The 11,378-nt window shown below is 73.2% G+C and carries 8 protein-coding genes and 1 pseudogene; 6 read left to right on the top strand and 3 right to left on the bottom strand.

All coding sequences use genetic code 11. The annotated features are described in order from the left end of the window. Positions 1-81 precede the first annotated feature (81 nt). Positions 82-1,578 (top strand): PucR family transcriptional regulator ligand-binding domain-containing protein, encoded by a 1,497-nt coding sequence (locus RV983_RS23330; RefSeq protein WP_475987683.1) that lies wholly within the window; start codon positions 82-84, stop codon positions 1,576-1,578. 117 nt (positions 1,579-1,695) lie between these two features. Further along, positions 1,696-2,496 (top strand): phosphatase, encoded by an 801-nt coding sequence (locus tag RV983_RS23325; protein WP_475987682.1) that lies wholly within the window; start codon positions 1,696-1,698, stop codon positions 2,494-2,496. Between the two features lie 196 nt (positions 2,497-2,692). On the opposite strand, the pseudogene RV983_RS23320 reads toward RV983_RS23325, so the two are convergent. The 3 genes and pseudogenes from RV983_RS23320 to RV983_RS23310 form a co-directional block, all read right to left on the bottom strand. Next, positions 2,693-3,578: pseudogene (locus RV983_RS23320) on the bottom strand (acyl-CoA thioesterase). A 34-nt stretch (positions 3,579-3,612) separates the two neighbouring features. Next, entirely contained in the window at positions 3,613-4,770 is a 1,158-nt protein-coding gene (locus RV983_RS23315) for an acyl-CoA dehydrogenase family protein (protein ID WP_475987681.1), read from the bottom strand. Positions 4,771-4,810: 40 nt separating this feature from the next. After that, the gene (locus RV983_RS23310; RefSeq protein ID WP_475987680.1) at positions 4,811-5,434 is read right to left on the bottom strand and encodes an SACE_7040 family transcriptional regulator; all 624 of its coding nucleotides are present in this window, start codon (positions 5,432-5,434) and stop codon (positions 4,811-4,813) included. Positions 5,435-5,574: 140 nt separating this feature from the next. Between RV983_RS23310 and RV983_RS23305 the strand changes: the two genes are divergently transcribed. The 4 genes from RV983_RS23305 to RV983_RS23290 are packed head-to-tail and all read left to right on the top strand — an operon-like array spanning position 5,575 to position 11,366. Then, positions 5,575-7,203: a carboxyl transferase domain-containing protein gene (locus RV983_RS23305; protein ID WP_475987679.1), complete on the top strand. Its 1,629-nt coding sequence runs from the start codon at positions 5,575-5,577 to the stop codon at positions 7,201-7,203. Positions 7,204-7,225: 22 nt separating this feature from the next. Then, positions 7,226-9,238 (top strand): acetyl/propionyl/methylcrotonyl-CoA carboxylase subunit alpha, encoded by a 2,013-nt coding sequence (locus RV983_RS23300; protein ID WP_475990430.1) that lies wholly within the window; start codon positions 7,226-7,228, stop codon positions 9,236-9,238. Positions 9,239-9,267: 29 nt separating this feature from the next. Then, complete coding sequence (locus RV983_RS23295) at positions 9,268-10,191, top strand: hydroxymethylglutaryl-CoA lyase (protein ID WP_475990429.1); 924 nt, start codon at positions 9,268-9,270, stop codon at positions 10,189-10,191. An 8-nt stretch (positions 10,192-10,199) separates the two neighbouring features. Beyond that, positions 10,200-11,366, top strand: a complete 1,167-nt coding sequence (locus tag RV983_RS23290; protein ID WP_475987678.1) for an acyl-CoA dehydrogenase family protein — start codon at positions 10,200-10,202, stop codon at positions 11,364-11,366. The last annotated feature ends 12 nt before the right edge of the window (positions 11,367-11,378 follow it).

The raw sequence follows: 11,378 nt of genomic DNA, 5'->3' as shown, positions 1-11,378 counted from the left end.
GTGGCGACACTAGGTGGCCGGGAAGGCGCCCTGAAGTGTACGTTTCCTCCATCTTCGCTGGTCCGATTGAAGGGAACGTACATGACGTCCCCGCGCCAGGACCTCGTGCCGCCCACCCCCCAGATCCCGCTGTCCGCGTTGCTGGCCCTGCCCGATCTCGGGCTGCGGCAGGTGGCCGGGCCACCGGCGGCGGAGAAGGACGTGCGCGTGCAGTGGGTCCACACCAGCGAGATGGAGGATCCCGTCCCCTATCTCCTCGGCGGCGAACTGCTGCTCACCGCCGGGGTGCACTTCACCACCGCGGTGAGCGCCGGGCCCTACCTGGACCGGTATGTGGCGCGCACGGTGGAGGCCGGCGCCGCCGCACTCGGCTTCGGCCTCGCCCCGGTCCACGACCGGACCCCGGCGGCACTGGCCGAGGCCTGCGACCGCCACGGGCTGCCGCTGGTGGAGGTACCGCCGCGCACCCCGTTCACAGCCGTGGCCCGCGCCGTCTGGCAGGCCATGGGCGAGGCGCGGACCCGTGAGCTGCGGCACGTGACCGAGGCGCAGCAGGCGCTCGCCGCGGCGGCCGCCCGCCCCGACCCCGTCCCGGCCGTACTGCGCCGGCTGGCCCGGCGGCTCGACGCCTGGGCGGCGCTCGTCGCGCCGGACGGCTCGGAGGTGTACGCGGCCGGCGCCGCGCCGGACGCCGGAATCCGCGAGGCGGCCCACCGGCTGGTCCGCGTGGTCGGCCCCGCCGCCTCCGCTCGCCCGCCGTCCTCCGCCACCGACACGCACGGCGGGACACGGCTGTCCGCCTACGCCCTCGCCGGCGGGGGCACCGGCGGGCGGCCTGCGCTCGTCCTGGCCTCCCCGCACCCCGACCCGGCCGACCACTCGGTGGCCAACGTGGCGGCCGTCCTGCTCTCCCTGCTCATCGGGCCGCACCTGGGGACGGCGGAGGCCGCACGGTCGGCCGCACTGGTGCGGCTGCTGCTCGGCGCGGCCCCTGAGGAGGTCGCCCCCCTGCTGGGTCCGGACGGGCCGTGGGTCGTCGTGCACGCCCTGCGCCGCGGCGCCCCCGCCGAGCCGGCGGCCGCCGCGGCACTCGGCGCCGCCCTGGGCACCCCCCTTCTGGAGGCCGGGGACGAGGCGGTGCGCCTGCTGCTGCCCGCGGAGCGGGAGGTCGTGGCACAGCCCGGCTGGACGCTCGGGGTGAGCGCCCCGGTGCCCGCCGCCGCGCTCGCCGACGGCGACCGCCAGGCGGCGGGAGCGGCACGGCGGGCCGTCGCGGGCCGCGGCGTGCTGGTGCGGCACCAGGGCGCGCAGGGCGGGATGGCGGACCTGGTGGCCCCCGGCGACGCGCGGACGCGGGCGCACGAGGTGCTGGCGCCCATCGCCGGCTCCCCCGTCCTGGTCGAAACGCTGCGCACCTGGATCGGGCTGCACGGCAGCTGGGACCGCACCTCCCTCGCCCTGGGCGTGCACCGCAACACCGTGCGGCAACGGATCGGCCGCGCCGCCACCGCGCTGAACGTGGACCCGGACGACCCGGACGTACGCATGGAGCTGTGGTTCGCACTGCGCTGGCTGTGAGCGGACCCCGAACCCGCCCGGCGCATCCGGATTTCTGACGCCCCGGCAGGAGATCACGCCTCGGCGTCGATCGCATCCCGGCCGCACGGACCTTCGACGGCACGGGAGAATGGGGTCATGCTGCCCCATGTCACCGTGCCCTCCCGCCAAGAACTCGCCGACCACCTCGTCGCCACGCGCATAGCGGGCGACGTCGCCACTCCCCGCGAGAACAACCGCTCCCACTACAGCCGGCTCGCCGCGGGCGACCGCCACTACTGGCTCGGCCTGGAACTCGCAGACCGGTGGACGGACGAGGAGGCGGTGCTCGCGGTCATGGCCGAGCGCTGCGGCGTCGTTGCCGACCCGGAGTTCCGCTCCGGGCAGGACACGATCGACCCGGAGCTCACCATCAGCGCTCTGGAGCGGGCCGCCCGCGTGCTCGGCAAGGCCGTGGAGGACGGGCAGCGGGTGCTGTTCGCCACCGGCCACCCCGGCGGGCTCCTGGACGTCCACCGCACGCTGGCCGCCGCTCTGCGCGCCGCCGGCTGCGAGGTGATGGCCGTACCCGGCGGCCTGTCCACGGAGGAGGGCGGGGTCTTCCAGTTCTGCGACGTGACGATGCTGGAGCGCGGCGCCACCTTGTGGCACACCCACTCCCCCGCGCCCATGGCGGCGGTCCTGGACGCGCTGGCCGCGCAGGACCTGCCGCTGCCCGACCTGGTCGTCGCCGACCACGGCTGGGCCGGATGCGCCGGGCAGCGCGGCATCACCGCGATCGGCTTCGCCGACTGCAACGACCCGGCGCTCTTCGTGGCCGAGGCCGAGGGCACGGTGTCCGTCACGGTCCCGCTCGACGACCACGTCACCGACCCGCGCTTCTACGACCCGATGACCGCCTACCTGCTGGACGCCGCGGGGCTGAACCGCCCGGCGTGACCGCGCGTCCCGCGCAACCGCACGGGCGTCGGCCGCGCACGACCGCACAACGTCCGCTCAAAAGTGCCGCCCGATTCGGCGGCGCCCTGCACCCGCGGCTCGGCCGCAGGGCGGCCTGCGGGCGCTTCGCGGCACAAGGTGCGGCAGCGGCGGCGCCCGCCGCCTGCTCGGTGATGCCGCCGGGCGGCGGCCGTGGCTACGACGTGCGCGGGACCCGGACGAGTCCTTCTTGGATGACGGAGACGGCCAGCCGCCCGTCCTGGGTGTAGATGCGGGCGGTGCCGAGCCCACGGCCGCCGGAGGCGGACGGGCTTTGCTGGTCGTACAGCAGCCACTCGTCCGGCACGGAACGGCCGGTGGAACCACATGGCGTGGTCCAGGCTGGCGCCCACCACGTCGCCGAGCGCCCAGCCGCCGCGCCCGTGCGCCAGGAGCACGGAGTCCAGCAGCGTCATGTCCGACACATAGGTGGCCAGGCAGACGTGCAGCAGCCGGTCGTCGGCGAGCTTGCCGTTGGTGCGGAACCACACCTGGGAGCGGGCTTCGCGCGGGCCGCGCTCATGGGCGAGGAACGGCGGCTGGTCCACGTACCGCAGGTCGACGGCGGCACGCGCCTCCAGGAGACGGTCCACCACCGTGGGGTCGGGGAAGCGGTCGGCGTGCGGCCGCAGCAGTTCCTCGCCGGTGGGCAGGGACTCCGGGTCCGGGGCGGCCGGCATCGGCTCCTGGTGCTCCAGCCCCTCCTCGTACGTCTGGAAGGACGCGGAGAGGTGGAAGATCGGCTGCCCGTGCTGCACCGCCACCACCCGCCGGGTGGTGAAGGAGCGGCCGTCGCGGATGCGGTCGACCTGGTAGACGATCGGGGCGCCGGGGTCTCCCATGCGCAGGAAGTACGCGTGCAGGGAGTGCGCGTCGCGCCCCTCGGGCACGGTGCGCCCGGCCGCCACCAGCGCCTGGGCGGCGACCTGGCCGCCGAAGACGCGTGGGACGACGGCCGAGCGGCTGGCGCCGCGGAAGATGTCCTGCTCGATCCGCTCGAGGTCGAGCAGATCGAGCAGGGACTGCAGAGTCGCGTTGGTCACAATGCTCTCTCGGGCCGGGCGGCGGACCGCTCGGTCACAGGCCCATCGACTTGGCGATGATCGACTTCATGACCTCGCTGGTGCCGCCGTAGATGCGGTGCACGCGGTTGTCCGCGTACAGGCGGGCGATCGGGTACTCCAGCATGTAGCCGTAGCCGCCGTGCAGCTGGAGGCAGCGGTCGATGACCTTGGCCGCCGTCTCGGTGCAGAACAGCTTGGCACGGGCGGCGTCGGCGGCGGTGAAGTCGCCCTGCTCGTGGGCCTCCAGCGCGCGGTCGACGACGGCCTGCATGGCGTCCACGTCCGAGGCGCACTCGGCGAGCACGAATTTGGTGTTCTGGAACTCGGCGACGGCCTTGCCGAAGACCTTGCGGTCGCGCACGTACTGGCCGGCGAAGCGGACGGCCGCGTCGGCCTGCGCGTAGGAGCCCACAGCGATCGCGAGGCGCTCGACCGGCAGGTTGTGGGCCAGGTAGGAGAAGGCCCTGCCCTCCTCGCCGAGCAGGTCCTCGACGGGCACCTTGACGTCGGTGAAGGACAGCTCCGCGGTGTCGGAGGTGCGCAGGCCGATCTTCTCCAGCTTGCGGCCGACCGCGTAGCCCTCGCTCTTGGTGTCGACGACGAGGATCGACAGGCCGCCGCGGCGGTCCTCCGGGCTCGCGGGCGCGGTGCGGCAGACCACGAGCACACGGTCGGCGACGACACCGCCGGTGATGAAGGTCTTGGCGCCGTTGAGGACGTAGTGGGTACCGTCCGCGGAGAGCTTGGCGTTGGTGGTCATCCCTGCCAGGTCGGAGCCGGTGCCCGGCTCGGTCATGGCGATGGCCGTCATCATGTCGCCGCTGATGAAGTCGGGCAGCCAGCGCTTCTTCTGCTCCTCGTTCGCGAACTCGAGGAGGTAGGGGAGCACCAGGCCGGTGTGCACACCGCTGCTGCCGAAGCTGACCCCGGCGCGGGCGCACTCCTCGGTCACCACGGCGCTGAACTTCCAGCCGGTGACGCCGGCGCCGCCGTACTCCTCCGGCACCTCGATGCCGAAGATGCCCAGCTCACCGAGGCGGTTGTAGAACTCGCGCGGCGGGTAGCCGGACTCCTCCCACTGCGAGTAGACCGGGACGACCTCGCGGGCGATGAAGTCCCGGACGGTCTCCCGGAACGCCTCGTGGTCCTCGTTGAATACCGTGCGACGCACTTGGCGCCTCCTCTGCAGACCGAGCGAAATAAGCAAGCGCTCAGTAAGTTACTTCCCGGTCGCGCGGACTGTCCAGAGCGGCAAAAGCGCCCAGGGCCAGCCGGTGCAGCAGCACGGCCGTCGCCGCCCGCCCGGGCAGCCCGCCGTGCGGACCCAGGTGGGGGGTCGAGTTGAGCAGGCCGAAGACGGCGTGCACGGCCGCCCGCGCCTCGGCCTCCGCGGCCCCCGGGTGGACCTGCCGGACGACCGCGACCCACTGCTCGACGTACTGGCGCTGCAACTGGCGCACCAGCTTGCGGTCGGACTCGCGCAGCCGGTCCAGCTCCCGGTCATGGAGGATGATCAGCGCCCGGTCGTCCAGGGCGAAGTCGATGTGCCCCTGGACCAGCGCGTCCAGCGCGGCGGCGGGATCGCCCGCCTCGGCGACGCGCATCCGGCCCGCCGCGTGCAGCCGGCCGCTGATGCCGACGAGCAGCTCGGCCAGCATCGCGTCCTTGCCCGCGAAGTGCCGGTACAGACCCGGGCCGCTGATGCCGCAGGCCGCCCCTATCTCGTCCACACCGACGCCGTGGAACCCGCGTGCGGCGAAGAGCCGCGCGGCCTCCTGAAGGATCTGGTCGCGTCTGCCGCTTGCCGCCTTCGCGGCCGTCCTCGTGGGCTCCACACCTCACCTTTCCGGGCGGCGCCCGGCGTCCGGCCGCCCCCCGCGATCTCGTGGTCCTCACATTCTAGACAGTCGTGTTAACGACCGCTAACGTAGGCGACATCACAGTTAACGACCGCTAACACCCGGGGGCCCGCGACATGGAAGCACCCGTCCTCGTCAGCGCCGCGGATCCGGCGGGCGAGGCCTTTCACGCCAATGCCAAGGCGCACGCCGAGCTGTCCGCGCAGCTGCGCGAGAAGCTCGCCGCTGCCGCGCTCGGCGGCGGAGAGAGAGCCCGCGCCCGGCACACCGCGCGCGGCAAGCTGCTCCCCCGCGACCGCGTGGACGGACTGCTCGATCCCGGATCGCCCTTCCTGGAGCTGGCGCCGCTGGCCGCCGACGGGATGTACGACGGGCAGGCCCCGGCCGCGGGCGTCGTCGCCGGCATCGGCCGGGTCTCCGGTCGCGAGGTCGTGATCGTCGCCAACGACGCCACGGTCAAGGGCGGCACGTACTACCCGATGACGGTCAAGAAGCACCTGCGCGCGCAGGAGATCGCCCTCGACAACCGGCTCCCGTGCCTCTACCTCGTGGACTCCGGCGGGGCCTTCCTTCCACGCCAGGACGAGGTCTTCCCCGACCGCGACCACTTCGGCCGGATCTTCTTCAACCAGGCCACCATGTCGGCGCGCGGCATCCCGCAGATCGCCGCCGTGCTCGGCTCGTGCACGGCGGGCGGCGCCTATGTGCCCGCGATGAGCGACGAGGCGGTCATCGTGCGCGGCCAGGGCACGATCTTCCTGGGCGGCCCGCCGCTGGTGAAGGCCGCCACCGGCGAGGTCGTGACCGCCGAGGAGCTGGGCGGCGGCGAGGTCCACTCCCGCGTCTCGGGTGTCACCGACCACCTGGCCGAGGACGACGCCCACGCCTTGCGCATCGTGCGGAACATCGTGGCGACCCTGCCCGACCGCGGCGCGCTGCCCTGGACGGTCGCGCCCGTCGAGGAGCCCGCCGTCGATCCCGCGGGCCTCTACGGCGCGGTCCCGGTCGACTCGCGCACCCCCTACGACGTCCGCGAGGTGATCGCCCGCATCACCGACGGAAGCCGCTTCGCGGAGTTCAAGGCCGAGTACGGCACCACCTTGGTGACCGGCTTCGCCCGCATCCACGGCCACCCGGTCGGCATCGTCGCCAACAACGGCATCCTGTTCTCCGAATCCGCCCAGAAGGGCGCTCACTTCATCGAGCTGTGCGACCAACGCGGCATCCCGCTGCTGTTCCTCCAGAACATCTCGGGCTTCATGGTGGGCCGGCAGTACGAGGCGGGCGGCATCGCCAAGCACGGCGCCAAGATGGTGACCGCGGTCGCCACGACCCGCGTGCCCAAGCTCACCGTCGTGATCGGCGGCTCCTACGGCGCGGGCAACTACTCGATGTGCGGGCGCGCCTATTCGCCGCGCTTCCTGTGGATGTGGCCCAACGCCAAGATCTCCGTCATGGGCGGCGAGCAGGCGGCCTCCGTGCTGGCCACCGTCAAGCGCGACCAGATCGAGGCGGCCGGCGACACCTGGGCGGCGGAGGACGAGGAGGGCTTCAAGTCCCCGATCCGCGCGCAGTACGAGGAGCAGGGCAACGCGTACTACGCGACGGCCCGGCTCTGGGACGACGGCGTCATCGACCCGCTCCAGACCCGCCAGGTGCTCGGGCTCGCCCTCACCGCATGCGCCAACGCGCCCATTCCGCAACGCGATCCCGAGGCGCCCGGCTACGGCGTCTTCCGGATGTAGGGGGACGACCGTGACTCCGCAGATGTTCGACACCGTCCTGGTCGCCAACCGCGGCGAGATCGCGGTCCGGGTCATCCGCACCCTGCGGCGGCTCGGGGTGCGCTCGGTCGCCGTCTTCAGCGACGCGGACGCCGACGCGCGCCATGTGCGTGAGGCCGACACCGCCGTACGCATCGGCCCGGCGGCCGCCGCCGAGAGCTACCTGTCCGCCGAGCGGCTGCTGGAGGCGGCCGCCCGCACCGGAGCCCAGGCCGTCCACCCCGGCTACGGCTTCCTCGCCGAGAACGCCGCCTTCGCCCGTGCCTGCGAGGACGCCGGACTGGTCTTCATCGGGCCGCCCGCGCGCGCCATCGAGCTGATGGGCGACAAGATCCGCGCCAAGGAGACCGTCCAGGCCGCCGGGGTTCCTGTGGTGCCCGGCAGCAGCGGCAGCGGCCTCACCGACGGGCAACTGACGGCCGCAGCACTGGAGATCGGCACCCCTGTACTGCTCAAGCCGTCGGCCGGCGGCGGCGGCAAGGGTATGCGCCTGGTGCGCGACGAGGCGCTGCTCGCCGAGGAGATCGCGGCCGCCCGGCGCGAGGCCCGCGGCTCCTTCGGGGACGACACGCTGCTGGTGGAGCGGTGGATCGACCGCCCCCGGCACATCGAGATCCAGGTGCTCGCCGACGGCCACGGCCATGTCGTCCACCTCGGCGAGCGCGAGTGCTCACTCCAGCGCCGCCACCAGAAGGTGATCGAGGAGGCCCCCTCCGTCCTGCTGGACGAGCGGACCAGGGCGGCCATGGGCGCCGCAGCCGTGCAGGCCGCGCTGTCGTGCGGCTACGTCGGCGCGGGCACGGTGGAGTTCATCGTCCCCGGCGCCGACCCGGAGGCGTACTGCTTCATGGAGATGAACACGCGGCTGCAGGTCGAGCACCCGGTCACCGAACTCGTCACCGGGCTGGACCTGGTGGAGTGGCAGGTGCGGATCGCCGCCGGCGAACGGCTGCCCCTCGTCCAGGAGGACATCGCCCTTCGCGGCCATGCCGTCGAGGCGCGGATCTGCGCGGAGGTCCCCTCCCGGGGCTTCCTGCCCTCGGCCGGCACGGTGCTGGCCCTGCACGAGCCCGTGGGCGAGGGCGTCCGCGTCGACTCCGGGCTGACCACGGGCAGCGAGATCGGCACGTCCTACGACCCGATGCTGGCCAAGGTCATCGCGCACGGCCCGGACCGCGCCACCGCCCTGCGCCGCCTGCGGGCGGCGCTGGCGGGGACGAGCGTGCTGGGGCTGGAGACCAACACCGGCTTCCTGCGGCGCCTGCTGGCGCACCCCCAGGTCGTCTCCGGCGAGCTGGACACCGGGCTGATCGACCGCGAACTGGCCGGGCTCGTACCGTCCGAGGTGCCCACGGAGGTCTACGCGGCGGCAGCGCTGCTGCGGCACGCCGCCCTGGAGCCGGCGGATCCGTCACCGGCCTGGACCGATCCCTTCTCGGTGCCGAGCGGCTGGCGGCTGGGCGGCGAGCCCGCGTGGACGCCGCACTGGCTGCGCGTCCCGGGACGGGAGCCGGTCGCACTGCGCGTGCGCGGCCGCGCGGGGGACGCCGAGGTGCGCGTCGATGACGCCCCCGCCGTGAAGGCCCGGCTGGCCGCCGGGGCGGGACCACGGGTCACCGTGGAGTGGGACGGTGTCACCCATGCCTTCGACCACGCCGGTGAGTGGCTCGGCCGGGACGGCGACGGCTGGCACGTCCAGGCGTACGACCCCGTGGAGGCGGCACTGCACGGCGGCGCGGGCGCCGGCGGGGTGGACACCCTCGCCGCGCCGATGCCCGGCACGGTGACCGTGGTCAAGGTCGCCAAGGGCGACGAGGTCACCGCGGGCCAGAGCCTGCTGGTGGTCGAGGCGATGAAGATGGAGCACGTCATCACCGCCCCGCACGACGGCACGGTCACCGAGATCGACGTGAGCCCGGGCAGCACGGTCGCCATGGACCAGGTACTCGCCGTCGTCACGCCGCACCAGGACCCGCGGCAGGAGGAGGCGAAGTGACGGCCGGCGACGAACGTCCCGGACTGCCGATGGCCGTACCCCTGGACGGGCTGCCGCGCCGGGTCCGCATCCACGAGGTCGGCGCGCGCGACGGTCTGCAGAACGAGAAGACCACCGTGCCGACCGAGGTGAAGGCGGAGTTCGTGCACCGCCTGGCCGGCGCCGGTCTGACGACCATCGAGGCGACGAGCTTCGTGCACCCCAAGTGGGTGCCCCAACTGGCCGACGCCGAGCAGCTGATGCCGCTGCTGGACGACCTCGGCGAGGGCGTGCGGCTGCCGGTGCTGGTGCCCAACGACCGCGGTCTGGAGCGGGCGCTCGCCCTGGGCGTGCGCGAGGTCGCCGTCTTCGGCAGCGCCACGGAGTCCTTCGCCAAGGCCAATCTCAACCGCACGGTGGACGAGTCCCTGGCGATGTTCGCGCCGGTGGTCGCCCGTGCCCGCGAGGCGGGGGCCCGGGTCCGCGGCTATCTGTCGATGTGCTTCGGCGACCCCTGGGAGGGCGCGGTACCGGTCGGCCAGGTCGCCTCCGTCGCCCGGCGCCTGTACGACCTGGGGTGCGACGAGCTGAGCCTCGGCGACACCATCGGTGTGGCGACCCCCGGCCATGTGGTGGCCCTGCTGGACGCCCTGACCGGCCTCGGCGTGCCCGTCGACCGGCTCGCCGTGCACTTCCACGACACTTACGGCCAGGCACTGTCCAACACCCTGGCCGCCCTCCGGCACGGCGTCGGCGTCGTCGACGCCTCCGCCGGCGGTCTCGGCGGCTGCCCGTACGCCAAGAGCGCCACCGGCAACCTCGCCACCGAAGACCTGGTCTGGATGCTCGACGGCCTCGGCATCGAGACCGGCGTCGACATCGGCCGTCTCACCGCCACCAGCGTGTGGATGGCCGGGCAATTGGGCCGGCCCAGCCCCTCCCGTACCGTCCGCGCCCTCTCCCACCAGGAGTGATCACTGCCATGACGACCGCCCACCGGCTCCCCGCCGAGTACGAGGAACTCCGCCGCACGGTCGAGGAGTTCGCGCACGACGTCGTAGCTCCGAAGATCGGCGAGTTCTACGAGCAGGACGAGTTCCCCTACGAGATCGTCCGCGAGATGGGCCGCATGGGCCTGTTCGGGCTGCCCTTCCCCGAGGAGTACGGCGGCATGGGCGGCGACTACTTCGCCCTCTGCCTGGCTCTGGAGGAACTGGCCCGGGTGGACTCCTCGGTGGCGATCACCCTGGAGGCCGGGGTATCCCTCGGCGCGATGCCGGTCTTCCGCTACGGCACCGAGGAGCAGAAGCGGACGTGGCTGCCTCGCCTGACCGCGGGCGAGCAGCTGGGCGCCTTCGGCCTGACCGAGCCGGAGTGCGGCTCGGACGCGGGCGGCACGCGCACCACCGCGCGCCTGGACGAGGCGACCGGCGAATGGGTGATCAACGGCACCAAGTGCTTCATCACCAACTCGGGCACGGACATCACCGCCCTGGTCACGGTCACCGCCGTCACCGGGCGCGGCGAGGACGGCCGCCCGGAGATCTCCTCGATCATCGTGCCGTCCGGCACGCCCGGCTTCACGGTGTCCAAGAAGTACAGCAAGGTCGGCTGGAACGCCTCGGACACCCGTGAGCTGTCCTTCGCCGACTGCCGGGTGCCCGCCGCCAACCTGCTGGGCGAGCGCGGCCGCGGTTACGCGCAGTTCCTGCGCACCCTGGACGAGGGCCGGATCGCGATCTCGGCGCTGGCCACGGGCCTGGCCCAGGGCTGTGTGGACGAGTCGCTGGCGTACGCCAAGGAGCGGGTCGCCTTCGGCCGTCCGATCGGCACCAACCAGGCGATCCAGTTCAAGATCGCCGACATGGAGATGCGCGCCCACACCGCCCGGCTCGCCTGGCGGGACGCGGCCGCGCGGCTGGTGGCAGGCGAGCCGGTCAAGAAGGAGGCGGCGATGGCCAAGCTCTACTCCTCCGAGAGCGCGGTCACCAATGCCCGGGAGGCCACGCAGATCCACGGCGGCTACGGCTTCATGAACGAGTACCCGGTCGCGCGCATGTGGCGGGACTCCAAGATCCTGGAGATCGGCGAGGGCACGAGCGAGGTCCAGCGCATCCTCATCGCGCGCGAGCTCGGCCTTCCGGCGTAGTTTTCCATGCCG

Source organism: Streptomyces sp. RLA123 (genome assembly GCF_056270165.1).
The sequence above is the reverse complement of the archived record's forward strand: the minus strand, read 5'-3'. Positions and strand labels throughout refer to the sequence as shown.